This window comes from Streptomyces sp. NBC_00510 (assembly GCA_036013505.1).
GTDB lineage: Bacteria > Actinomycetota > Actinomycetes > Streptomycetales > Streptomycetaceae > Actinacidiphila.
Genome location: CP107851.1, coordinates 7104119 through 7128554, shown reverse-complemented (window position 1 = coordinate 7128554; position 24436 = coordinate 7104119). Strand labels below are relative to the sequence as shown.

The window sequence follows — 24436 nt, the reverse complement described above, 5'->3', positions numbered from 1 at the left end:
CAGCACATAAGGAGGGGTCAAGGAAGACAGCCGCAGGTGGTGGAGTCTTGACGCTTCGACAAGCTCTCTTTAGCGTGTCCATGCATATGAATGACATCCACGAACGTGGACGTCCGATCGAGGAGACCCGCGCATGCCCGCTCCCCGCACCGTCCTGCTGACCGGCGCCGCAGGCGGCCTGGGCACCCTGATGCGCGAGCTGCTGCCGGCCTACGGCTACCGGCTGCGCCTGCTCGACATGCGGCCCGTCGAGGGCGCGCCCGACGCGATCACCGCGGACCTGGCGGACCGCGCCGCCCTGCGCGAGGCCGTACGCGGGGTCGACGCGATCATCCACCTCGCGGGCATCTCCCTGGAAGCCCCCTTCGAGAAGATCCTGCGCGCCAACATCGAGGGCACCTACCACCTCTACGAGGCCGCCCGGGAGGAGGGCGTGCCGCGGATCGTCTTCGCCTCCAGCAACCACGCCGTGGGCTTCACCCCGCGCCCGGTCGGGGACGACCCGCTCATCCCGGTCGACACCCCGCGCCGCCCCGACACCTTCTACGGCCTGTCCAAGTGCTTCGGCGAGGACCTCGCCCAGCTCTACTGGGACCTGCACGGCCTGGAGACCGTCTCCATCCGCATCGGTTCCTGCTTCCGGGAGCCGACCTCGGTGCGCATGCTGTCGGTCTGGATGAGCCCCGAGGACGGCGCCCGGCTGCTGCACGCCGCCCTCACCGCCGAGGGCGTCGGGCACACCGTGGTCCACGGCAGCTCCGCCAACACCCGGCTGTGGTGGGACCTGTCCTCCGCGCGGGCGCTGGGCTACGAGCCGCAGGACGACTCCGAGCCCTTCGCGGCCAAGCTCATCGCCGAGCAGGGCGAACTCGACCCGGACAACCCGGACCACGCCCACCTCGGCGGCCACTTCACCACGCATCCGCCGCTCTGGCCCCACTGACCCGCGGCGGCCCGCAGCGGCCCTAGCGGCCGCGTTCCGCGCCGCCGTTCACCTGGTGGATCTGCGCGGTGATGTGGGCGGCACCCGGGGAGGCGAGCCAGTGGGCGAGCGAGGCGACGTCCTCGGGGACGCCGACCCGGCCGGTGAGGGTCTGGCCGACGAGGAACGCGCGCCGCTCCTGCGTCATGCGCCCGCCGAAGAACTCGGTGTCGTCGATGAAGCCGGGCGCGATGACGTTGACCGTGATCCCGCGCCCGCCCAGGTCCGCCGCCAGGTCGTAGGCGTACGGGTGCAGGGCGGCCTTGGCGGCGCCGTACGAACCGGAGCCGCCGCCGCGCACCGCGGCGATGGAGCTGAGCAGCAGCACCCGGCCGCCGTCGGCCAGCAGGTCGCGCAGCGCCTCGGTGAGCAGCACGGCGGTCAGCACGTTGGACCGGAAGTTGCCCGTCCACAGCTCGGTGGGCGACAGCTCGCCGCCGCCGAGCGCGACGTTCCCGCCCGCGTTGTTGACCAGGACGTCCACCCGCCCGAAGCGCTCGGCCACGAGCTCGCGGACCCCGGCCGTCTCCGCCTCGTCGGTCAGGTCCGCCGGGACCGCCAGGGCCGATCCGGAACCCAGCCGGGCGACCGCCCCGTCCAGGACGTCCTTGCGCCGTCCGACCAGCACGACCTGGTCCCCGTCGCGGACGAAGGCCTCCGCGACGGCCAGGCCGATGCCCGTACCGCCACCGCTGATGACCACGATGCGTGACACGTGAAAACTCCGTTCGGTAATGGAACCGTAAACCCGGAACGATCGTTAAGCGGAACATGACCGCAATGACACCCGGCTCGAACATCCCGCTCTCCGCGGCGCGCGTGGCAGTGGAGGTATCCGCGCCCGTGCGGCTTGATGTGTCGGGCCTCCTGATCGCCGCCGACGGCAAGGTGCGCTCCGACGACGACTTCGTGTTCTACAACCAGCCCGCGGGGCCGGGTGTGACCTACCGGTCCGGCGGCGGCACCTCCCCCGACGCGATCACGGTGGACACCGTGGCCGTGCCCGCCGGCATCGAGAAGATCGTCGTGACGGCGAGCCCCGACGCGCCCGGGGCGACCTTCGCCGGCACCGAGCCAACGGCGACGGTGCGGGACGCCGACAGCGGCGCCGTCCTGTCGACCTTCACCCCGCCCGCCCTGAGCACCGAGACCGCCCTCGTGGTGGTCGAGATCTACCGCCGCTCCGGCGCCTGGAAGGCCCGCGCGGTCGGCCAGGGGTACGCCAACGGGCTGGCGGGCATCGCCACCGACTTCGGCGTGTCCGTCGACGAGCCCGCGGCCGCCGCGCCGCAGGCACCGCCGCAGGCGCCGCCCGTGGCTCCCCCGCCGCCCGCTCCCCCGGCCGCCGCCATGACGCCTCCCCCCGCGCCCCCGGCGCCGCCCGCGCCGCCGGCACCCCCCGCCCCGCCGGTCGGCACCGGCAAGATCAACCTGGACAAGGGCCGGGTCAACCTCCAGAAGAACCAGACGGTCTCCCTGGTCAAGGGCGGCAAGCCGCTGATGACCTCGGTCCGCATGGGCCTCGGCTGGGAGCCCGCCTACCGCGGCAAGGACATCGACCTGGACGCCTCGGTCATCGCGTACGGGCCGCAGCGCAACCACATCGAGTCCTGCTACTTCGGCCGGCTCACCATCCTGGGCGGGGCGATCCAGCACTCCGGTGACAACCTCACCGGCGAGGGCGCGGGCGACGACGAGGTCATCACCGTCCACCTCGGCGGGCTGCCGCCCGAGGTCACCGGGCTGGTCTTCACGGTGAACTCCTTCTCCGGCCAGAAGTTCAACCAGGTGGCCAAGGCCTACTGCCGCCTGCTGGACGGCACGACGGGCGAGGAACTGGTGCGCTTCGACCTCACCGGCGCCGAGCCCCGCACGGGCGTGATGATGGCCAAGTTCGTCCGCCAGTTCTCCGGCGAGTGGGAGATGACGGCGCTGGGCGACTTCGTCGACTCCCGCACCGTGAAGGGCATGGTCAAGCCCGCCGCGCAGGCGCTCTGAGCGACGCGGGTGCGCCCGGTGGTCCGTGCGGGGCACGGACCACCGGGCGCGGGTGGTGCGGTCGGAGCTCAGCAGGCGCCGCCGTGGCCCTGGCGGCGCCACGGTCCGGTGATGGCCAGCATGATGCCCGGCACCTGGATGTTGGCGAACAGCGTCCTGCCGTCGGGCGAGAAGGTCACACCGGTGAACTCGCTGTACTCCGGCTCCTGCGCGGTGCCGATGTTCAGCTCGTTGCGGGCGATCGGGTAGGTGCGGCCGTCGCCGAGCGCGCCGAACAGGTGCTGCTGGCCCTCGCCGTCCTCGGCGATGACCAGGCCGCCGTAGGGCGAGACGGTGATGTTGTCCGGGCCGTCGAAGGCGCCGTCGACCGACGGGTCGGGGTTGACGCCCAGGAGGACCTTGAGGGTCAGGGTGCGGCGCTTGGGGTCGTAGAACCACACGGCACCGTCGTGGGACGCGCCCGGGCTCTCCTCGCGGGCGTAGGAGGAGACGACGTACACGCCGCCGTCGCCCCACCACATGCCCTCCAGCTTGCGGGCCCGGGTGACCTCGCCGGCCGCGAACTGCTTGCGGACGGAGGTGGTGGCGGCGTCGCGGTCCGGGACGTCCACCCAGTCCACGCCGTAGACCGTGCCGATCTTCGTGGCGCGGGACAGGTCGTCGACGAACTTGCCGCCGGAGTCGAAGCACTTGAAGGCCTGCAGCACACCCGCGTCGGCCCCCAGGGCGCGCAGCTTGCCGCGGCCGTGGTGGAAGCCGGCCGGCGGGGTCCAGCGGAAGAACAGGCCGTTGGGGTTGGAGGCGTCCTCGGTGAGGAAGAGGTGGCCGCGCTTGGGGTCGACGACGACAGCCTCGTGCGCGTAGCGGCCCAGGGCCTTGATCGGCTTGGGGTCGCGGTTGGCCTTGCGGTCGTACGGGTCGACCTCGAAGACGTAGCCGTGGTCCTTCAGGAAGCCGTTCTTGCCGGCCTTGTCCTCGGTCTCCTCGCAGGTCAGCCAGGTGCCCCAGGGGGTGCGGCCGCCCGCGCAGTTGGTGACGGTGCCGGCCACGCCGACCCACTCCACGACGTGGCCGCCGTGCTGGGCGACCTCGACGATGGTCACGCCGCCGGCCGCGCCGGAGTCGTAGACCAGGCCCTCGGTCAGCGGGACCGGGTGCGGCCAGTCGGCGCGGGCGCCGGCCAGCTCGTGGTTGTTGGCGAGCAGCGTGGCGCCGCGCAGCCCCTCGAAGGTCGCGGTGCCGTCGTGGTTGGAGGGGGTCGACTCGCCGGACTCCAGCTTGGTGACGCCGGTCCGGGTGATGACGCGGTACGAGAAGCCCTTGGGCAGGGCCAGGATGCCCTTGGGGTCCTTGATCAGATCGCCGTAACCCAGCCGGCCGTGGTGCCGGGACGCCCCGGCCTCCGCGGCGGTCGCCGGGGCCTCGGCGGCGAGGGCGCCCGGTGCGGTCGCGAGGACGTCGACGGTTCCGGCCAGCGCGACTCCGGCGCCGGTGATCGCCGTGCGCTTGGCGAAGTCTCTACGGGTGAGCGGCATCGTTGTCTCCTGGGGCCACGAGGTCACTGCTCTGCCGCAGTCACGCTCCCGCCCCGCGGCGAACGGCAGTTGAACTGAGCGGGACATTCCGACGCCCATTCCCTGAGGCGTTCGGGCCTCCTCCGCGCCCCGTTCCGCAACCCGTTCCGCGCCGCGGCAGGCGGCTCAGGGCGCCGTGGGTCCCGCCGAACGGGCCTTGAACGCGGCCTTGCGCGCCTCCTTGGCCAGCCGCTTGTCGGGGTGGATGCGGCCCATGGCCTCCAGGACGTCGGCGGTCGCCGGGTGGTCCACCCGCCAGGCCGCGGTGAAGAACCCGTCGTGCCGGGCGACGAGGTCGGTGACCAGCTCGCGCAGCAACTCGGGGTCGTCGTCGGCGTCGAGCTGGGCGGCGATGGTGTCGACGGTGAGCCAGAAGATCATGTCCTCGTCGGGCGTGGGGACGTCCGCCGCCTCGCGTTCGGTCAGCCAGACCCGGGCCAGTCCGCCGAGCTGGCGGTCGGCCAGGACCTCGCGCAGGGCCGGCTCGGCCTCGTCGCCGAGCAGGCTCAGGGTCTGCTGGGCGACCAGCCGGCGGCCGGGCGCGTTGCGGTCCTCGCCGCGCGCCGCCTCCAGCAGCTCACGGGCCGCGTCGTACGGCTTGCGGTTGCCGAGCCACGCGTCGGCCTCCCGGCGGGCGATCTGGTCCGGGTACCGGAACAGCGCCTCCAGGAGGGCGGCGGCGGGCTCCCCGGCCAGGTCGCCGGCGACCGGGGCGTGCAGGCCGGCCTCGACCATCCGGGACCGCACGCCGTACACGCCGAGCGGGGTCAGCCGCACCAGGCCGTACCGGGAGACCTCCTCGGGCCCGATCTCCTGCGGGAAGGCCACCGTCCCCTCGGCGGGGCCGGCGTCCTCGGACTCGGCCTCCTCGATCAGCGCCTCGTCCAGCGGCTGGTACTCCAGCAGCCCGGTGGTCGTGAGCAGCCGGAAGTGCTCGTCGAGGCGCATCATCACCTCGGTGACGTCCTCCAGCAGGGCGTCGCTCGGCTCCTCCACGTCCTCGGGGACGACGAGGGAGGCGGCCAGGACCGGCAGCGGCACGGCGTCCTTGGCGTCGCCGCCGGAGTCCTCCATGACGGTGAAGAGGTAGAGGTTGGCGAGCGCGCCGTCGAGGAACTCGGCCTCCTCCTCCGGGTCCCAGTCCAGGGTGCTCAGGTCGACCTCCCCGTCCGGGCCCAGTTCCTCCATCAGGCCGTCCAGGTCGGGGGTCGCGGCCTCGGCCAGCGCCGTGTCCAGTGCGGCGAGCCACAGCTCCAGCACCTCGCGGGGCTCGCCCGCGTCCAGCCGGGTCAGCGCCTCGCCGGGCACGGCGCGCCCCGCGGGCTCGTCCAGGGCCACGCTCGGGGCGCCGCCCTCCTCGTCCTCGTCCGCGGTGTCCGCGATGTCCAGGTCGACGAGGCCCGCGTCCACGGCCACGCCCCAGGCCTGGGTCGTCTCCGCCGGGCCGTCCGGCTGCTCCTCCAGGCCCAGCTCTCGGACCGCGCGCGGGACGTCCTCGGCGGTCAGCTCCCCCATCGCGTCCACGGTCACGTGCGGCGCGCACCAGCGTGCCAGCCGTACCGCGCGGTCGAGGAGCGGTACGGCGAGTGCGAGCCGCGCCAGCTCCTCCTCGGGCAGCAGCCTCACCGGCGGCAGGTCGAGGCGGTCAGCGGCCATGGCGGGATCTCCAATGCAGCGGTGTCGGGGGGCGCGTGAGCGCGCAGCACCAGCCTAGACGTGCGGGCGCCCGGCGGGTGCGCTTCGGCTTCCCGTCACCCGTCGTTACCGCAACGGACGCGCGGGGCGTCGGCATTGGCGCGCGTCGGCGGACCCCGGAGGACGACCACGGCGGCTCCACCCGTCAGCGGTGTCACTTCCGCCCCACCGCCGTGGCCGGGCACCGGTGCGCACGTCCCGGAGCCCGCGCCACACGGCGCGCACCGGTGCGCTGCAGGGCGTACGGCGGGCCCCTCGCGCCCCGCGCGGTGGGGCGGGGGCGGGCCGCCGGGCACCTGACATGATCCCCGCCATGACGACGAGCGGGGCGGACCCGGCGCAGGAGGCGCTCGACCGGCACGTGCGGACCTTCTTCGCGGGCCACCCGGTGGGCACGGCCGACCACGACCTGGGCGACGGACGGCGCGGCACGGTCCCCGGCCTGCGGGTCCTCGAGGTGGGCCCGGGCCCCCGGGGCGACTACTGGACCTACGTCACGGCCGGTCGCGGGTCACGGGCCGACCGCGACGGCCACCGCCTCGAGTTCGTCCTGACCGCCCCGGTCCGCGACCCCCGCTTCGCCGACCTGATCGCCATGACCGCCCACTACCACCGCGGTCCCCGGCCGCATCCGCTCGACGTGGGCCACAGCCTGCCGGTCGGCGGGCCCTGGGTCCCCGGTTCGGCCTGCGACCACATCCTGGTCAACCTCCCGTACCTGCACGGCCCCGATCTGGAGGTGTGCCGGCTGCCGGGCGGCCACGCCCGGCTGCTGTGGCTGCTGCCGGTGACCGCGTCCGAGATCGCCTTCCGCCGCGAGCACGGCACCGAGGCCCTGGAGCGGCGCTTCGACGACGCGGGGATCCTTCCGCCGGCCCTGCATCGGGCACCGGTCGTCTGAGCCGGCTCGCTCCGCCTGCCGTGGTCAGTCCCGCGAGAGGAAGTCCTCCAGTGCCTCCAGCCAGGCGTCGGGCCGGTCGACGTGGGCCATGTGCCCCGCCTCCTCGATCACCGCGGCCCGAGCGGACGGCAGGAGCCGCAGCGTGGGTGCGACCAGACCGACCGGGAAGGTCATGTCCTGCCGTCCGTGCAGCAGCAGCACGGGCACGCCGAGCGCCGCGAGCCGCCCGGGGTCGCCGGGGCGGCGCGGCCCCGGCAGCGTCCCGGCCTGCCAGGGGCGCAGCCATTCCGCGGTGAAGCGGACGCCGCGCAGGACGTCGAGGTAACCCGGCAGGGCCTCCTCCCGCCACACGTTCGCCCGTGCGGAGGCCACGGCGGCCGCACGCGTGAGGGCCGCTCCGGACAGCGAGGGGTCGGACCACACCGCGGCCTCGGCCGCCAGCCGCTCCTCGCGCTCCCGCCAGCCGTCGAAGGCGTCCGGCGGCACCGGCAGGACGCTGCTCGACGCGATCACCAGGCGTCGTACACGCCCGGGCGCGGCCAGGGCGAGGCGCTGCGCGATCAGCCCTCCGTACGAGAAGCCGAGGACGTCCGTCCGCCCGATCCCCAGGGCGTCCAGCAGCCGCACGAGGTCGGCGGTGGCCGCGTCCGGCGTGTAGTGGCCGTCGGCGAGCCCGCGCGTGGAGCGCCCGCAGCCGCGCAGGTCCGGGAGGACGATCCGGCGGTGCCCGGCGAGCCGGTCCAGGGGCCGACGCAGGTACGTGTGGTCCCAGTCGGGTCCGCCGTGCACCACCAGCAGCGGCGGGCCGGACGGACGGCCGGCCCGGGCGACGAACAACTCCACCGCCGGGTCGTGTGAGACCGGCACCAGCATCTCCTCGAACACGGGGGCCAGTATGACGATCCGACAACGTCCCTAGGATGGCCGGGTGACGACGGACACCGCTACGCCGGACCGCACCGAAGACGCCGCCGGCGACCCCCGGGCGGCGACCGCCGCCGACTGGCCGCTGCGACTGCGCCGGTTCGGCCACAGCCCACGCCCCCGGACCGACACGCGCGAGCGGCTGGTCCCGCCCTTCCCCGAACCGGGCACCCGGATATGGCAGGCCCTGGGCCTGGGTCCGGCGCTGGCGCACCGCGCCGCACGGGCCATGGGCTGGCTCGGCCCCGTCCTGGTCGCCGTCCTCGCCGGCGTGCTGCGCTTCGTGAACCTCGGCAGCCCGCGCGCCATCGTCTTCGACGAGACGTTCTACGCCAAGGACGCCTGGTCCCTGCTCCGGCTCGGCTACGAGGGCACCTGGCCCGACCGCAAGGTCTCCGACCCGCAGATCCTGGGGGACCCCCAGGTCATCCCGCTCTCCGAGACCGGCCACTTCATGGCGCACCCGCCGATGGGCAAGTGGGTGATCGCCCTCGGCGAGTGGATGTTCGGCCTGAACCCGCTCGGCTGGCGCTTCATGGCGGCCGTGCTCGGCACGCTGTCGGTGCTGATGCTGTGCCGCATCGGCCGCCGGCTGTTCCGCTCCACGGCACTGGGCTGCCTCGCGGGCGGCCTGATGGCGGTGGACGGGCTGCACTTCGTGATGAGCCGGGTCGCCCTCCTCGACGTGGTCGTCATGTTCTTCGTGCTGGCGGCGTTCGGCTGCCTGCTGATCGACCGCGACCGCGCGCGGGCCCGGCTCGCGGCGGCCCTCCCGGTGGGCCCCGACGGCTTCGCCGGGCCCGACGCGGTCACCGGCGCCCGCGCGGGAACCGGCCCGCGTCCCTGGCGGCTCGCGGCCGGCGCGCTCCTGGGCCTGGCCTCCGCCGTCAAGTGGAACGGCCTGTACTACCTGGCGTTCTTCCTGCTGATGACCGTGCTCTGGGACGTCGGCGCCCGCCGTCTGGCCGGGGCCCGCCGCCCCCGCCGCGCGGTGCTCCGCCGCGACCTCGGCTGGTCCTTCCTGTCCCTCGTCCCGGTCGCCCTGGTCACGTACCTGGTGACCTGGAGCGGCTGGTTCCTCAGCGACGACGGCTACGGCCGGGACTGGGCCGACGGGCGCGGCGGCACGTGGTCGTGGATCCCGGCGCCGCTGCGCAGCCTGTGGCACTACGAGTACGGGGTCTACCAGTTCAACGTCGGCCTGGAGGACCCGCACCCGTACCAGTCCAACCCGTGGAGCTGGCTGGTGCTGGGCCGTCCGGTGTCCTTCTTCTACGAGTCCCCCAAGCCGGGGCAGGACGGCTGCGGCGCCGCCAGCTGCTCGCGGGAGATCCTCGCCCTCGGCACGCCGCTGCTGTGGTGGGCGGCCTGCTTCGCCCTCGTCTACCTGCTCTACCGCTGGGCGCTGCGCCGTGACTGGCGCGCCGGCGCCGTCCTGTGCGCGGTCGCCGCGGGCTACCTCCCGTGGTTCCACTACCAGAACCGCACCATCTTCTCCTTCTACGCCGTCGTCTTCCTCCCCTACCTCTGCCTGGCCCTCGCCATGGCGCTCGGCGCGCTCCTCGGCCGGCCCGGCGCCGACGAACGCCGACGCACCTACGGGGCGGTGGCCGGGGGCGTCCTCGTCCTGCTGATCGTCTGGAACTTCATCTACTTCTTCCCGATCTACACCGGGCGGACGATCCCGTACGACGACTGGCACGCCCGGATGTGGCTGAACACCTGGATCTGACCCGGCCGCCCGGGGCCGGGATACCATGCCCGCCCGTCCAGGCAGCCCCGTCCGGAGGTGTGCGATGGCACGTCCCGTCTTCCCCGAGGCCCCCGTCCCGCCCGGTGAACTGGACCGCGCGCTGCGGCCGTTCGGAACCTCGACGATGCTGCCCGGCGAGGCGTACACCTCGGCCGCCGTCCTCGACTGGGAGCGGCGGCACCTGTTCGCCGGCACCTGGTGCTGCCTCGGTCGCGCCGACGACCTGTTCACGGGGCCGGACGGGGCCGCCGTCACGCAGCGCGCCCTGGTCGTGGGCGACGTCCCGGTCCTGCTCACGCGCCCCGGGGACGACGGCGCCGTCCGCGCGTTCGCCAACACCTGCCGGCACCGCGCCCACGAACTCCTACCCGAGGGCGGCACGGGCACCCGGGAGATCGTCCCGTGCCCCTACCACGCCTGGGCGTACGGCCTGGACGGCGCGTTGCGCAGGGCGCCCGGCTTCCAGGACGTGCCCTCCTTCGAGCGCCGGGACCACGGGCTGGCCGAACTGCCCGCCGTCGAGTGGCACGGCTGGGTCATGGCCAACGCGACCGGCGACGCGGCCCCGTTCGCCGAGCACCTCGGCGGGATGGGCCCGCTGGTCGACCCGTACGCCCCCGGGGAGCTGAAGGCCGCCGAGCGGCACGCGTACACGGTCCGCGCGAACTGGAAGGTGATCGCCGAGAACTACCACGAGTGCTACCACTGCCCGCTGATCCACCCCGAGCTGTGCGCCGTGTCCCCGCCGACCAGCGGCGACAACTACGACCTCCCCGGCGCATGGGTGGGCGGCGCGATGGACCTGCGGGACGGCGCGGAGACGATGTCCCTGACCGGCCGTTCCCGGGGGACCTTCATCGACGGCACGGACCGGCGCCGCGTGCTGTACCTCGGCCTCTTCCCGAACCTGCTGCTCTCCCTGCACCCCGACTACGTGATGACCCATCTGCTCGTCCCGGAAGCCCCGGACCGCACCCGGGTCACCTGCACCTGGTACGTACCCGAGGGCGTGGCCGACGCCTCGTACGCCGTGGAGTTCTGGGACCGCACGAACCGCCAGGACTGGGCCGCCTGCGAGTCGGTGCAGCGCGGCCTGGCCTCCCCGCACTTCCGCCCCGGCCCCTTCGCCCCCAACGAGGACGCGGTCCACCGCTGGGTCACGATGGTCGGCCGCGCCTACCGCGGCACGCCCCCGTGGGAACCGCTCGACCCCGCCTAGTCGGCCGCCCGGGCGGGTCACTCCACGAAGCTGCCGCTCCGCGACCCCATGCGCGCGTCCCCGACCTCCAGCAGTACGTCGGAGATCGTGAAGTGCTTTTCGAGGGCCGTCCGCAGCGACTCCAGGGCGGCGCGGATCTCGGACAGCTGCTCGCGCGGCTCGCGCTCCCGCAGGTACCGGACGACGGATTCGTACGTCGACGGTCCCCATGGGGACGACGTGGCGAGCGCGGTGTCACGCCACCGGGGCGCGAACTCCTCCAGGTTGGCCATCATCCGGCGCTGCCCCTCCCTGCTGCCGGGATGACCGACGTCCATCGCCCTCGCGAGGTCCTCCTGCGTCGGGGCGAGCGGCAGGGCTCCGGAGCCCATGATGGCGAGGAGCACCTGCAGGGCGTTGAACTTGCCGCTGAGCAGCGGCTGGAGCCGGTTGTAGGCCTCGGGGTCGATGATCTGCAGCGCCACACCGTGGTCACCCATCAGGCCGGAGATCCGCGCGAGGTTCACGATCTGCCTCTGCACACCCCGGGCGACCCAGTCCCCCGCGCCGAGCGCGTACGCGTCGTCACCGTGCTCGAGGTGCCGGCCCATTCGCTCCGCGTAGCCCTCAAGGTTCCTGACGATGCCTTCCGCCTCCAGCATCGCCTCGTTGAGCCGCACGTAGAGGATGAACAGCTCCGCGCCGAGTTTGCGGCGCCGCTTCTCCTCGCGGATCGCCCTCAGTCCCGGCAGCCCTTGCACGAGTGCCTCGACCAGGGTTCGTACCAATTCGACCATGGCTTTCCTTCGCGATCCGATCGAACGGTGTCGGGAACCGGCAGGGCCCGGACTCTAACAGCCGCCACTCGCGTGCGGGGGCCCCGCGCCCGGCGCGCCAGTCCCGCTCCGGACGCCCCGGGCCGCATACGCTGCGAGGACGTGCGACCCGGCGTCCCCGGCTACGCGTACGCACGGGGAAAGGGTGTGGCATGACGTCCCCAGGCGTGCACCTCCGGGAGATCACCGACGACAACCGCGAGGCCGTCCGCGCCCTCCGCGTCCGGCACAAGCAGAAGCAGTTCGTGGCGTCCGTGTCCCTGTCGCTGAAGCAGGCGGCGAAGATGCCGGACGCCAACCCCTGGTACCGCGCCGTGTACCGCGGCGACGAGCCGGTCGGCTTTGTGATGCTGTCGTGGAAACCGCCGGCCGGCCCCTACCAGGGACGCCACTTCATCTGGCGCCTCCTCATCGACAAGCGCCACCAAGGGCACGGCATCGGCCGGGAGGTGCTCACCCAGATCGCCGACCTGGTCCGCGCGGACGGCGCCACCGAGCTGCTGACCAGCTACGAGCCCGGCGACGGCGAACCGTGGCCCTTCTACCGCAAGTTCGGCTTCGAGCCGACCGGTGAGATCGACGACGGCGAGATCGTCCTGCGGCTCGCCCTCCCTCCCGGCTGAGCGCCGCGCGGGCGCGTGAACGCATCGGTCACCCGTCGAAACGCCGCCACGGGATGTCGAGCAGTCCGAGCGGGTGCAGTGCGCCGCGGTGCTGGGCGCCGACCCAGACGTCGAGCTTTCCTTCGTCCCCGCTGGGGCTGACCGGGGCGACGAGACCAGGGCCGACCAGGAAGTCCGTCGGCGCGTCGGCGGGCGACAGGAACGGCCGCAGTGGCACGCGCACCAGCCGGCTTTCGAGCACGGGAAGCAGATGCCGGGGAAGGTCGTCACACCAAGCCTGATAAACGGCGCCGAGCGCGGCCTCCGCAAGGGAGAACTGCAGGAGGAATCCGCTCAGCCGTTCCTGCTCGGGCACAGGGTGGCTGTCCTCGAACCACACAATGGGATCGGTGTCGGTGGCGCCCGGCTCCCAGGGGATCGACCAGTCCCAGCAGCCCTGGCACTCGACACCGAAGACGAGGCGATCCGCGGTGCTGTCCGTCCGTAGTTCGTCGAGCGGCCTGATCCGGCTGTGCCTGCCGAGGACGGCAGGGCGCTGCGCGGCCAGACGGTAGAAGTCGGCCAGTGCCCCCGGGATCGAACCGGGCACGTCGGTGACCGCCCCCCGCGGGGCGGTCACCGGGTACCAGCCGGTCAGAAAGGACTCAAGGGCCCGGCCGGGCGCCGTCCGCACGTCGCCGAGCCAGTCCACGCCGGGGAGAGGGGGCGGTGCGACCGGCGGCCGGACCCGGTCGAGGACGTCCCGGCTCAGGGGCGGACTGATCTGGAACCGGCAGTGGACGAGCACGTCGTCACCGTCCGCCTCACACATCGATGCCCTCAGGAGGCCGAGGTGGAGACAGCCGCCGTCGAGCCGGACGAAGAGGTGCACGAGCGGCTCCGGTGGCCTCCCGGCAGTGGTGAACGGCAGCGGCCCCATGAGCCGTGACGCGACGGGGGCCGGTGCGGGGCCGACCAGCCGGAACTCCCGGTCGTTCCACACCCCGCTGACGTCCGGGTCGTCCCCGGGGTCCGCGACGATCACCACCGACAGGGGTCCGACCACGACGGTCCCCCCGGGCACGCGGAACACGTCACCACCCGGCCCTGCAAGACCGAGGGCCGCGTCCTCGTCGACATGTGTCAGGGGGGTCGGCGTCACCCCGGAAGGATATTCGGGCGACGACCGCCACCAGGCTCACGGCGCTGGTCCGCTGCCGGCGGTTCCCGCACCTCAATGCTGGTGACCACACCGTCTGTTGGTGACGTGTGCCGAGGCAGTGGGCGCCGGTTCAGCCTGGCCGTTACGGTCCTGGCCGTGCCTGATACGCTCCCGGACTTCGCTTGAGCCCGTCTCCCCACTCGGTGCCGGTCCCCCACGAGCGCGCGGTACAGCACCGGCGAGATCCCTCAGTCCCGGAACCATCACTGACCGGCGGCGGCGCAGGTTGACCCCGTCATGCCCTGAATGACCGTCGTTGACAGACCCGGCCCGGCCTTGGCCGGGCACTGCAGGCACCCTGGAGGCCAGCACGTGATGCGCTCTACCGCCGCTGTCAAGCGGGCGGCCTTCCTCACGATACTCGTGTCCGAATTCCTGAATCTGCTGGGTGCGGGAATGGCGTCGATCGCCGTCACACTCACCGTCACGACGAAGACCGGCGAGGCCGCCACGCTCGCGGTCCTTCTGGCAGTGCGCACGTTCACGAGCGTCTTCTTCGCCCCGTTCGCGGGTGTCATCGTCGATCGCTTCCATCAACGGCACGTTCTGCTCGGGTCCAACGCAGTGCTGGCCGCGACGGTGGCCGCGCTGTTCTTCATCGTGCGCGACGACCAGATCGACTTCGTCCTGATCGGCGTCGTCTTCGTCGTGCAGGCCCTCGCCGACAGCGTGGCGCAGTCGCTCATCGTCAGTGTGGTGAGGCACCTGGCGAGCGATGTCGACCTGGTTCGGTCCAACTCGCTCGTCTACCTGGTGCAGAGCGTTCCGCAGATCCTGGCACCGGCGATCGGCGCATGGACCTACGCGGTCTCCGGGCCGGACATCGTGCTGGGAACCAGTCTCACCGGGCTGCTGCTGTCCTTCTCCCTGATGGCGGTGCCGGCCCGGAGGTTGCCTGTGGTCGAACGGGGGCCGCGGCAGTCTCCGTTCGCGCATGTCGCGGCCGGTTTCCGGTTCATCTGGGCGCATCGCGGCCTGCGCCGGCTGCAGCTGTCCTACAGCGCCCTGAACTTCTTCAACGGCCTTTCGGCGGCCGGGCTGGTGGCCTATGTGACCCGACACGCCGGGAGTGTCGGCTGGGGGTCGTACTCCGCGTTCGGCGGAGCGGGGTTGGTCTCCGGCGCCCTGTACATGACGCTGCGCAAACGGCCGCATCGCGCCGATGTCCTCCTGCCCGTCGCACAGGCCACCGCCGCCGTGGCCGGCCGCATCCTGCTCGTCGTACCGGGTGCCCACTGGCTCTGGTACCTGGGGAGTTTCGGCCGCAACGCGGGGCTGCAGCTCACCGGCGGCCCGATGACCGCGATCTGGCAGCGCCAGTCACCCGGCGACGCGCTCGGCGTCGTCAGCGGCTGCCGTCGCCTGATATCCCAGGGCGCCTACCCGGTCGCGGTGATCATCGGTGGACTTTCCTACGACTGGTGGACCACAGCGGTCGATTCCGACGGCATGTTCTTCACCGTCCTGGGGGTCGCGGAACTCGCGGCGATCTCGCTGTGGCTCTTCGGCCCCGTACGGGCGGTGTTCGTCGCCGAGAACACGCACGTCGGCGAGCAGCCGATGGGGAAGACCGGCGCCAAGGTCGCCTAGGGCGAGGCGATCTGACGCATACGAGGCACAGGTCCCTCAACGCGCGAGCGCCCTCCCGTGGGAGGGCGCTCATCACGTCGGCCAAGGCCGCCGCCGGTTCACGGCCCGGAGGACGCGGTCGACCGCGGGCGGGTGCGCGCCTCGCTGCTCCGCATCAGGTGGGTGTGCGTGCGGAGGGTGAAGCTCGGATCATGGTGACCGAGTTGCTCGTTCAGCGCCTTGCTGCTCTCCCCCGCATCCAGGAGCACGGAGGCATGGAAGTGCCGAAGGGCGTGCACGCCGTTCTCGCGTCCGAGGGCGATGCAGGCCGAGACGATCACTGGGGTCTACAAGAACACCACCCGCGGCATCGTCGCCTTGGTCTTCCGCTGCAAGCCCTCCGGCGGCACCGAAGGCTCCTCCGACGAGCCCACAGCCGTCGACTGGCTCACGCCCGAGGAGGTCTCGGCGCGCATGTCCGAGGTCTTCGCGGTTCGGCTCCTGGACGCCCTGGACAGTGCCGGCCCGCATGTCCGTAGTCACGACGGCAAGCGCCTTACCGCGGTCCAATGAATATCGATCGCAGCCGGAGGATGAGCCGAGAGCCCCGGCGACCTGAAGGACCTCTGAAAAGGTCGCCCGAACTGCGATGAGTTCCAGCACGCTCTCGGGTCTTCAGGTACATCCACCTTCTGCACGCGAATTTGGAGGCACCTTGAAGCTCTTGCTTACGTCAGGCGGCGTCACGAACCCAAGCATCCACACGGCGCTCGTAAAACTTCTCGGCAAGCCGATCGCCGAGTGCCACGCCCTCTGCATCCCGACAGCACAATGGGGTCACCCGATGTGCGGGCCGACATCGGTGCGGGGCCTCCTAGCCGCCCAGCCCACGTGGCAATACCTGACCGGCCTCGGCTGGGCGTCACTCGGCGTCCTCGAACTCACCGCACTGCCCAGCATCGGCGCAGAACGATGGGTCCCCTGGATCCGGGAGGCCGACGTGCTCCTGGTCGACGGCGGCGACGCGACGTACCTGTGCCACTGGATGCGGGAGTCCGGGCTGACCGATCTGCTGCCTTCGCTGCCCGACACGGTCTGGGTGGGAGTGAGTGCCGGAAGCATGGTGATGACGCCCCGGATCGGAGCGTACTTCGTCGAGTGGCCGTCCGCGCCGGACGACCGCACTCTGGGAGTCGTCGACTTCTCAATCTTCCCGCACCTGGACGCTTTCCCAACGAACACCCTGGCTGACGCGGAGCGGTGGGCCGCCGACATCGGCGTCCCGGCCTACGCCATCGACGAACAGACGGCCATCAAGGTCGTCGACGGCTCCGTCGAGGTGGTCTCCGAAGGGCAATGGACGAAATTCGGGTCATAGACGCCCGACAGTCGTGACGTCGCGTCGTTCCGCGAGACCCCATAACGTGCCGCGACCTCGACCACCGGGGCGCCCGCGGTCACCTCCATGACCGCGTGATACCGCTGCTCGACCACGCTCAACTCCACCAGCACGGCCCCGGGATGATCACGCATCACACACCGACCCACCAAGGGCCGACTCACCGGACCGAGCTTGATTCCCCACCCAGGACCCACACCGCCAGGCCCGACCTAGGGATGCAGCACTGCCCGCGGGGCCGTACGCAGGTTCCGCCACGGACCCAAACGACGCTTTGATCCAAAGGCAGGTGCGCGACGGCTGGGAGCTCCGCCGGACCCTGCGGGCCGTGGATGGTGGGAGCGTGGATGGCTGGGGTGATCGACTCCGCAACTTTAGCCAGCCACTTTGGGGCGAGCCCCCAAAAGCGGCTCCCGGCCAAAGTCGCTCCGTCAATCACGTGACCATGATCACGTGTCGTGCCTCAAGGGTGCCAGAACGAGCGGGGAACGGCGGGGAACCACAGTGACAGGCAGTAGGGCCTAACGAGAACGGCCCCCAACCAGACTTGCCGGTCAGGGGCGGATCCCACTTACGTGGCGGCGCCAGGTCCAGTCGTGTGGCCTGCGGTGATCCCGTCGGGTCATCCGCCGCTCGTCCCACCGGTACCAACCGTGCGGGGCTACATGGCGCGGGCGGTAGCCCGGGCCCAGGCCGCCACATCGCAGGCAGCCCGGACTTCTCCCCGTGAGTCCTCAACTGAACTTGTTCAGTTCATCCATGTGCGGCCCGTGGACCGGCGATATCCCAAGAACGGGACCGCGAGGTGGCCACACGCAGCACCGCCCACAAGGGCCTGTATGACGGGTCGCGTCACCGGCCCCGCACCCGACAGCGCTGTCACCCGAATGGCGCAACATGACGTGCCACCCACTTGGGTGAAGATCAAGCTGACTAGTGTCCGAACCGAGGCAATGCGTGAAAGGGGAACCACATGCGCATTCGACGAATCCTCGCCGCCGTCATCGCCACGGCAGCCCTCACCGGACTCGGCCTCACCGGCGCCGCCACCGCCACCGCTGCAACCGCCGCCACCACCGCCAGCCCCACCCCAGGTGAGTGCGAGCAGGGCGGCGGAACGGTCGATTGGGCGACCAACACCTGCAAGGGCGGTACGTACGACGGGCAGATGGTCGACTAGACCCCACTATGCGCCCCGCAGCCACGCGCTGCGGGGCGCTCCCGCGCGAGCGTGGCCGGGAGAGTCGCAGGGACCGTGCCGACCCGTCGGGCATGGCGGCCCGGATCGAACTCCTGAAGCGGGGCTCATGCACGAGCGCCCTCCCGGGCCGTCCTCGGGCCGTGGAAGGGCGCTCAGCGATGACCAACGATGGCCAACGTCGACAACTGCCGACAGCTCAGCAGCAGATCAGGACGTTGATCGACAGGACGGCCGCGGGTCACGGCCGCCGGCGGTCAGTTGTGGCTGTGCAGGATCTCGTTCAGCCCGCCCCACGAGCCCGTGCGCTGGAGGACCTCGACCGCGCCGGTGATGGAGTTGCGGCGGAAGAGGAGGTTGTTGGCGCCGGAGAGCTCCTTGGCCTTGACGATGGTCTCGTCGGGGAGGGAGACCCGGGTGCCCGCCGTGACGTAGAGGCCGGCCTCGACGACGCAGTCGTCGCCCAGGGAGATGCCGATGCCGGCCTCGGCGCCGAGGAGGCAGCGCTCGCCGATGGAGACGACGGTCTTGCCGCCGCCGGAGAGGGTGCCCATGATCGAGGCGCCGCCGCCGATGTCGGAGCCGTCGCCGACGATGACGCCCTGGCTGATGCGGCCCTCGACCATGGAGGTGCCCAGCGTGCCGGCGTTGAAGTTGCAGAAGCCCTCGTGCATCACGGTGGTGCCGGACGCGAGGTGCGCGCCGAGGCGGACGCGGTCGGCGTCGGCGATGCGGACGCCGGCGGGGACGACGTAGTCCGTCATGCGCGGGAACTTGTCCACGCCGTAGACCGCCAGGTGCAGCCCCTCGGCGCGGGCGGCGAGGCGGGCGCGCTCGATGTCGCCGACGGGGACGGGCCCGATGGAGGTCCAGACGACGTTGGCCAGGAGGCCGAAGATGCCGTCCAGGTTCTGGCCGTTGGGCTTCACCAGGCGGTGGCTCAGCAGGTGCAGCCGCAGGTAGGCGTCGTGCGCGTCGAGCGGCTTGTCGTCGGTCGAGGCGATGACGGTGCGTACGGCGACGACCTCGACGCCGCGGCGCGGGTCCGGCCCCAGGGCCTTGGGCGCGGCGTCTCCCAGCAGCTCGGCGGCCTGCTCGGCGGAGAGCCGTTCGGTCCCGGCGGGGCCGGGCGCCGCCACGAGCTCGGGCGCGGGGAACCAGGTGTCGAGGACGGTGCCGTCGGCGGCGATCGTGGCGAGGCCTGCGGCAACGGCACCGGTGGCGCGAGAGGTGGCGGTCGTTTCAGTCATGTGTCGAACGCTAGTCGTTGCGTCCCGCACTTGCCCAACCGGCCCGAAATCCGGAACGCCGGCGCCCGCCCGCCTCGGCCCCGGCGGATCCGGCGTCCCGCGCACCCGCGTCGACGCTCCCGGAGCCGCGCCACCACCGTGCGGCGGCCGCCAGCAGCACCGCCCCGCTGAGCGCGGCCAGCACCGCGCAGACCGGCCACAGCGCGCCGGGCGCGGCGTCGTACAGGGCGCCGCCGAGGGGCGGGGCGAGGACGGTGCCGCTGACGGAGGCCCCGGCGTACAGGGACTGGAAGCGGCCCTGCAGGTGGTCGGGGGCGCTGTCTGCCACGTAGGCGGTGGCGGTGGTCTTGTAGAGGATCTCCCCCGCCGTGAGGAGCAGCATCATCGTGACCGCGGCGGCGATGTACGGGCCGCCGGCCAGGGCGGCGTAGCCGGCGCCGACGAGGACGAGCCCGGTGCCGATGATCGGCAGCGGCGGGCGGCGGCGCAGGGCGACGGTGGCCGGGATCTCCAGGCAGAGGATGACGCCTCCGTTGACGGCGATCAGCAGGCCGTACGCGGCGGTGCCGATGCCGTGGTCGGCGAGCCAGACGGGCAGGGTGGAGTACTGCTGCCGGTAGACGGTGTCGGTGACCAGGACCGTCGCCAGCAGCACCACGACGGCGGGCCGGGCGCGCAGCGCCGCCCACAACCCGTCGGCGCCGGCGGCGCGGACGGCACGGGCGGCCCGGCGGGCGCCCTGGGCGGGCAGCGCGCGGGCGGCGTAGCCGGCGAAGAGTAGCGTGCCGAGGCCGTCGGCGACGAAGAGCCAGGTGTACGAGGTGCGGGCGGCCAGGAGCGCGCCGAGCGGCGGCCCCACGGTGAAGCCCGCGTTGGAGGCGAAGCGCAGCACGGCGAAGCCCTGGCGGCGCGCGCCCTCGGGGACGGAGACGGCGACGAGCGCGGAGTTGGCGGCCCGCACGGTGCCGGCCGCGTACTGCGCGAGCAGCAGGACGGGCAGCAGCGCGGCGGTGGGCAGGGCGGGCAGCAGGACGAGTCCGGCCCCGGAGATGACGGACCCGGCGAGCAGCACGCGGCGGTGCCCGAGGTGGTCGCCGAACCAGCCACCGGTGAAGTTGCCGGCGACCAGGCCCACCCCGCCCGTGCCGGCGATCAGCCCGGCCTCCGGAACGGGCAGGCCCCGTACCGAGGTCAGCCAGACGAAGAGGTAGACGAACGTGAAGCTCACGACCGCGTTCGTGAAGACCCCGGCGGCCAGCAACCAGACGACCCTGGGCACCTCGCGCATGCCCGCACCCCCTCCTCCGCCCAGCGAGTTCCTTTTGGAAACTCACTCCCGGCTGGCAGGATAGCGGCATGGCCCGCCGCACAGAACTCGGTGACGCGAATTGCTCCATCGCCCAGGCCCTCGACGTGGTCGGCGACTGGTGGACGCTGCTGATCGTGCGGGACGCCGCCCGCGGCGTGGACCGCTTCGACGACCTGCAGCGCGAACTCGGCGTGTCCCGCAAGGTGCTGGCCGAACGGCTGCGCCTGCTGGTCGACGCGGACGTGCTGACCCGTGAGCCGTACCAGGACCGCCCCGTGCGCTACGCCTACCGGCTCACCCCGCGCGGGCGGGCGCTGCTGCCGGTGCTGATCGCCCTCCAGGACTGGGGCGACCAGTGGGTGCTGGGCGACGGGACGACAACCGGCACCGCACCGGACGGCTCACGGGAGGCGGAGCGTGTGCACGCGCTGACGGGGACCCGCGTGCCCGCGCTGCTGCTCCCCGCGGGCCCGGACGGCGAGCTCCGCGACCCGGTCGCCGCGGACCGCCCGTTCACGGTCCTCTACTGCTTCCCCGGCGCCTACGCGCGGCCCGCGTCCTACCCCCCGGGCTGGGGCGACATCCCGGGTGCGGCGGGTTGCACGCTGGAGTCCTGCACCTACCGGGACCGTCAGGCGGAGTTCACCGCGGCCGGCGCGGCCGTGCACGGGGTGAGCGCCCAGCGCCCGGACGAGCAGGCGGAGTTCGCCGAGCGGGAGCGGTTGCGCTTCCCGCTGCTGTCGGACGCGGAGCTGACCCTGTCCGCGGCGCTGCGGCTGCCGACCTTCCGCGCGGGCGGCGCGGTGCGGCTGAAGCGGCTGACGCTGGTGGTCGGCGCGGACCGGGTGGTCCGGCGGGTGTTCTACCCGGTCACGGACATCACGGCGAGCGTGGTGGCGGCCCTCGAGGCGGTCAGGACTGCGTCGCGGCCTTGACCGCGTCCGGTTCGGCGGCCGCGTCCCGTACGCCCGGCAGCCGCCGGGCGCCGAGCACGGCCGCGCCGGCGACGACGCCGAGCACCGCGCACAGCGGCCACAGCGCGCCCGGCGCGTGCTCGTAGAGCACGCCGCCGAGCGGGGCGGCCAGCACCACGCCGCTGATGGACGCGCCGGCGTACATGCTCTGGAAGCGGCCCTGCAGGTGGTCGGGGGCGTTGTCGGCGACGTAGGCGGTGGACGGCGACTTGTAGAGGATGTCGCCCACGGTCAGCAGGATCATCATCGCGACGGCGGACGCGACGTACCAGCCGCCGGTGGTCAGCGCGGCGAAGCCGAGCCCGACCAGGATCACGCCGAGGCCGATGATCGGCAGCGGGGCACGCCGGCGCAGGGCGATGGTGACCGGGAGTTCGAGGAGGATCACCAGGGCGCCGTTGATGGCGATGAGCGCGCCGTAGACGCCCGTGCCGATGCCGTGGTCCTTCAGGTACACGGGCAGGGTGGAGTACTGCTGGCGGTAGATGGTGTCGGCGACCAGGATCGCGACGAGCAGCACCAGGACGGCGGGCCGGGCGCGCAGCGCGGCCCACAGGCCGGGCGCGTCGGGCGAGGCCTCGCCCTTGGGCCGGTGGTTGCCGTTCGCCGGCAGGATGAAATGCGCGTAGACACCGAAGAAGAGCATGCCGAGGCCGTCGGCCACGAACAGCCAGTCGTACGAGATCGTCGTGGCGATCAGCGCACCGAGCGGCGGGCCCACGGTGACGCCGAGGTTCGCCATGAAGCGCAGCAGGGCGAAGCCCTGACGGCGGGAGCCCTCCGGCACGGAGAAGGCGATGAGCGCCGAGTTGGAGGCCCGGGTGATGCCGGTGGCGTACTGGGCGACCGGGAAGACCACCGCGAGGGCGGCGGTCGGCGTCAGCGGCAGGGCCGCCAGGCCGAGACCGGACACGACCATGCCGGTGATCAGGGTGCGGCGGTGCCCGAAGCGGTCGCCGAACCAGCCGCCGGTGAAGTTGCCGGCGACCATGCCGACGCCGCCCACACCGGCGATGAGTCCTGCCTGGGAGGTGCTGAGCCCACGCGGTCCGGTCAGGTAGACGAAGAGGTAGACGAAGGTGAAGCTCACCGCCGCCACGAAGAACATGCCGCTGGCCAGGAGCCACACCACCCTCGGTATGTCCTTCATCGCCTGTTTCATACTGCCCTCCGATCGACGCTCTACAAGAATCGATCACGTGAAGGCGTGAATGCGGCGCGTGAGGATGCCGGATCAGGTCGCGGCCGGTATAGGTCAGCGAACCCGGTCACATGTGCCGATGATCCGGGCGAAGACCTCGCGGGCCTCCTCCCGGTCGATGTCGCGGCCGGTCAGCAGTGCCTGCAGGCACATCCCGTCGGTGAGGGCGGCCAGCGCGCGGGCGGTGACCGGGTCGGTCCACCGGGTGAGGAGCGCGGCCATGTGGTCCACCCACTCCGCGGCGACCGGGCGTACGGCATCGTGGCGGAGCGCGGCGAGGTAGAGCTCGTACTCCAGCTGCGCACGCGGGCGGTCCCGGGAGACCGTCTCCTCGACGAACCGGGCCAGTTCCGCGGCGAGGCCGGCGCCGGGCGAGCCGAGCAGGGCGCGCTCCCCGACCTCCCGGAAGAAGGCCTCGTTGCACTGCCGCAGCGCGGCCACCAGCAGGTCGTCGAGGGTGGCGAAGTGGTACGTGGTCGAGCCGAGCGGGACGTCCGCCGCCGCGGCGACGGCCCGGTGGCTCAGCCCGGCGATGCCGCGCTCGCCGACGACGCGGATCGCGGCGTCGATGATGCGCTGCCGCCGCTCCGGGTCGTACCGGCGGGCCATCAGTGGGCGCCGCCGAGGTTGAGGACGACCACCCCGGCGATGACCAGGGCGATCCCCGTCAGCTTGGCGGCGGTGGCCGCCTCGCCGAGGAAGACCATGCCGATGGCGGCGATCGCGGCCGTGCCGACTCCGGCCCATATCGCGTAGGCGGTGCCCACGGACATCGACTTGAGCGTCTGCGCGAGCAGCGCGAAGGCGATCAGGTAGCCGGCGGTGGTGCCGAGGGAGGGCCACAGCCTGGTGAAGCCGTCGCTGTACTTCATGGACGTCGTACCGAGCACTTCCGCGAGGATCGCCCCGCCCAGCAATGCGTATGCCATGCGTACAAGCGTACACATCGATGTGTACGCTTGTACGCATGGCGGGCCCCTCAGGACCGGCGCGGCCACCACCGCTTCCGGGCGGTGTCCGGCGCCGGCGCCAGGCCCAGCGAACCCGTCAGGAAGAACTCCCCGTCCACCCAGTGCCCCGGGGCCGGGGTGTCCGTCAACTCCTCGCCGGCCACGGCGACATCGACCTCGTGGCCGCCGATGGTGCGCACCCGCAGCCGGTGGAAGCGGCCGCCCCCGGCCTCGCCTTCGTGGACCTCGGCGAGCAGGACCTCCCCGGCGAACGCCGCGTGCGCCGAGGGCACCCAGTCCTCGCCCGCCCCCTCCGGCGCGAACAGGCCGAAGGGAATGAGGTAGTCGGGCGCGAAACCGATCTCGCCCTCCTCCTGCGCGGCGTCGTACGCCTGCCTGCCCCCGGTGTGGAGGGTGAGCCGCTCCGCGAGCGCGGCGAGGCGCAGTTCGCCCTCGGGGGCCTTGCCGCCCCGGGAACGCAGCACGGCGCGGTCCTCCAGCTCCACCGCGAGCGGGCACAGCATCGCCCCGCCGGGCCGGTCCAGCAGTTCGAGCCGGGCGGTCTCCTCGTCCACCAGCGCCACGCGGGCCACCGGCACCGGCTCCCCGGCGGGCGCCAGGCAGGGCAGCACCTGGGCGATCGCGCGCCCCTGCGTCTCGATGACGACCCGGGCGCCACCGGCGCCCGTCCACACGTGCCGGCTCAGCTCACCCTCGACCTGCTGCGTGTCCGCGCGTTCCAGGAGCCCGACGACGAGTGAACGGAAGGAGTCCCGGTCGGTCACGCCGAGTCCGATGGCGGCGAAATGGCTGCTCATGCGCGGAAGACTCGCCGACCCGGGGGAACCCGCGCAAACGAAAATACGACCGCGGGACGCCGCTCCTCCCCGGAGCGGCGTCC

General features: G+C 72.5%; 22 protein-coding genes and 2 pseudogenes. 11 read left to right on the top strand and 13 right to left on the bottom strand.

Annotated features, from left to right (window positions below; all coding sequences use genetic code 11):
* Positions 1-133: 133 nt before the first annotated feature.
* Positions 134-943, top strand: a complete 810-nt coding sequence (locus OG937_32155) for an NAD(P)-dependent oxidoreductase (GenBank protein WUD76018.1) — start codon at positions 134-136, stop codon at positions 941-943.
* 22 nt (positions 944-965) lie between these two features.
* Here the strand turns inward: OG937_32155 and OG937_32150 are convergent, their stop codons facing one another.
* On the bottom strand, positions 966-1697 hold the full coding sequence (locus tag OG937_32150) for an SDR family oxidoreductase (GenBank protein WUD76017.1): 732 nt from the start codon (positions 1695-1697) through the stop codon (positions 966-968).
* A 65-nt stretch (positions 1698-1762) separates the two neighbouring features.
* On the opposite strand from OG937_32150, the gene OG937_32145 reads away from it, so the two are divergent.
* Complete coding sequence (locus OG937_32145; GenBank protein ID WUD78958.1) at positions 1763-2980, top strand: TerD family protein; 1218 nt, start codon at positions 1763-1765, stop codon at positions 2978-2980.
* 68 nt (positions 2981-3048) lie between these two features.
* Here OG937_32145 and OG937_32140 read toward each other — a convergent pair whose 3' ends face one another.
* Entirely contained in the window at positions 3049-4515 is a 1467-nt protein-coding gene (locus OG937_32140; protein ID WUD76016.1) for a PhoX family protein, read from the bottom strand.
* 165 nt (positions 4516-4680) lie between these two features.
* Positions 4681-6210, bottom strand: coding sequence for a hypothetical protein (locus OG937_32135; protein ID WUD76015.1), 1530 nt, complete (start codon positions 6208-6210; stop codon positions 4681-4683).
* 352 nt (positions 6211-6562) lie between these two features.
* Here OG937_32135 and OG937_32130 point away from each other — a divergent pair, with 352 nt between their 5' ends.
* Positions 6563-7150 carry a suppressor of fused domain protein gene (locus OG937_32130; GenBank protein WUD76014.1) on the top strand — a complete coding sequence of 196 codons (588 nt, stop codon included), beginning with the start codon at positions 6563-6565 and terminating at the stop codon, positions 7148-7150.
* 24 nt (positions 7151-7174) lie between these two features.
* On the opposite strand, the gene OG937_32125 is transcribed toward OG937_32130, so the two are convergent.
* Positions 7175-8035, bottom strand: coding sequence for an alpha/beta hydrolase (locus tag OG937_32125; GenBank protein ID WUD76013.1), 861 nt, complete (start codon positions 8033-8035; stop codon positions 7175-7177).
* Between the two features lie 43 nt (positions 8036-8078).
* Here OG937_32125 and OG937_32120 point away from each other — a divergent pair, with 43 nt between their 5' ends.
* Positions 8079-9806, top strand: a complete 1728-nt coding sequence (locus OG937_32120) for a phospholipid carrier-dependent glycosyltransferase (GenBank protein WUD76012.1) — start codon at positions 8079-8081, stop codon at positions 9804-9806.
* A gap of 64 nt (positions 9807-9870) precedes the next feature.
* Complete coding sequence (locus OG937_32115) at positions 9871-11046, top strand: aromatic ring-hydroxylating dioxygenase subunit alpha (protein ID WUD76011.1); 1176 nt, start codon at positions 9871-9873, stop codon at positions 11044-11046.
* A gap of 17 nt (positions 11047-11063) precedes the next feature.
* Here OG937_32115 and OG937_32110 read toward each other — a convergent pair whose 3' ends face one another.
* Entirely contained in the window at positions 11064-11822 is a 759-nt protein-coding gene (locus tag OG937_32110) for a hypothetical protein (protein WUD76010.1), read from the bottom strand.
* A gap of 191 nt (positions 11823-12013) precedes the next feature.
* Between OG937_32110 and OG937_32105 the strand changes: the two genes are divergently transcribed.
* Complete coding sequence (locus OG937_32105; GenBank protein WUD76009.1) at positions 12014-12484, top strand: GNAT family N-acetyltransferase; 471 nt, start codon at positions 12014-12016, stop codon at positions 12482-12484.
* Positions 12485-12512: 28 nt separating this feature from the next.
* Here OG937_32105 and OG937_32100 read toward each other — a convergent pair whose 3' ends face one another.
* On the bottom strand, positions 12513-13625 hold the full coding sequence (locus OG937_32100) for a hypothetical protein (protein ID WUD76008.1): 1113 nt from the start codon (positions 13623-13625) through the stop codon (positions 12513-12515).
* A gap of 375 nt (positions 13626-14000) precedes the next feature.
* Between OG937_32100 and OG937_32095 the strand changes: the two genes are divergently transcribed.
* Positions 14001-15275 (top strand): MFS transporter, encoded by a 1275-nt coding sequence (locus tag OG937_32095; protein WUD76007.1) that lies wholly within the window; start codon positions 14001-14003, stop codon positions 15273-15275.
* Positions 15276-15373: 98 nt separating this feature from the next.
* Here the strand turns inward: OG937_32095 and OG937_32090 are convergent.
* Positions 15374-15568: pseudogene (locus OG937_32090) on the bottom strand (hypothetical protein).
* A 7-nt stretch (positions 15569-15575) separates the two neighbouring features.
* Between OG937_32090 and OG937_32085 the strand changes: the two are divergent.
* The 3 genes and pseudogenes from OG937_32085 (at position 15576) to OG937_32075 (ending at position 17833) form a co-directional block, all read left to right on the top strand.
* Positions 15576-15827, top strand: a pseudogene (locus tag OG937_32085) (NUDIX hydrolase).
* Positions 15828-15969: 142 nt separating this feature from the next.
* Positions 15970-16632: a Type 1 glutamine amidotransferase-like domain-containing protein gene (locus tag OG937_32080; protein ID WUD76006.1), complete on the top strand. Its 663-nt coding sequence runs from the start codon at positions 15970-15972 to the stop codon at positions 16630-16632.
* A gap of 994 nt (positions 16633-17626) precedes the next feature.
* The gene (locus OG937_32075) at positions 17627-17833 is read left to right on the top strand and encodes a hypothetical protein (protein ID WUD76005.1); all 207 of its coding nucleotides are present in this window, start codon (positions 17627-17629) and stop codon (positions 17831-17833) included.
* A gap of 275 nt (positions 17834-18108) precedes the next feature.
* Here OG937_32075 and dapD read toward each other — a convergent pair whose 3' ends face one another.
* A complete protein-coding gene (gene dapD, locus OG937_32070; protein ID WUD76004.1) occupies positions 18109-19101 on the bottom strand; it encodes a 2,3,4,5-tetrahydropyridine-2,6-dicarboxylate N-succinyltransferase in 993 nt (330 codons plus the stop codon).
* A gap of 10 nt (positions 19102-19111) precedes the next feature.
* Entirely contained in the window at positions 19112-20389 is a 1278-nt protein-coding gene (locus tag OG937_32065) for an MFS transporter (protein ID WUD76003.1), read from the bottom strand.
* Positions 20390-20457: 68 nt separating this feature from the next.
* Here OG937_32065 and OG937_32060 point away from each other — a divergent pair, with 68 nt between their 5' ends.
* The gene (locus OG937_32060) at positions 20458-21345 is read left to right on the top strand and encodes a winged helix-turn-helix transcriptional regulator (GenBank protein ID WUD76002.1); all 888 of its coding nucleotides are present in this window, start codon (positions 20458-20460) and stop codon (positions 21343-21345) included.
* On the opposite strand, the gene OG937_32055 is transcribed toward OG937_32060, so the two are convergent.
* From OG937_32055 to OG937_32040, 4 genes are all read right to left on the bottom strand, one after another.
* Positions 21323-22534 carry an MFS transporter gene (locus OG937_32055; protein WUD76001.1) on the bottom strand — a complete coding sequence of 404 codons (1212 nt, stop codon included), beginning with the start codon at positions 22532-22534 and terminating at the stop codon, positions 21323-21325. The genes OG937_32060 and OG937_32055 overlap by 23 nt on opposite strands.
* 105 nt (positions 22535-22639) lie before the next feature.
* Positions 22640-23194, bottom strand: coding sequence for a TetR family transcriptional regulator (locus OG937_32050; GenBank protein ID WUD76000.1), 555 nt, complete (start codon positions 23192-23194; stop codon positions 22640-22642).
* The gene (locus OG937_32045) at positions 23194-23514 is read right to left on the bottom strand and encodes a multidrug efflux SMR transporter (protein WUD75999.1); all 321 of its coding nucleotides are present in this window, start codon (positions 23512-23514) and stop codon (positions 23194-23196) included. Before OG937_32045 ends, OG937_32050 begins: the two co-directional genes overlap by 1 nt.
* A gap of 50 nt (positions 23515-23564) precedes the next feature.
* Positions 23565-24353, bottom strand: a complete 789-nt coding sequence (locus tag OG937_32040; GenBank protein ID WUD75998.1) for a hypothetical protein — start codon at positions 24351-24353, stop codon at positions 23565-23567.
* Between the last annotated feature and the right edge of the window lie 83 nt (positions 24354-24436).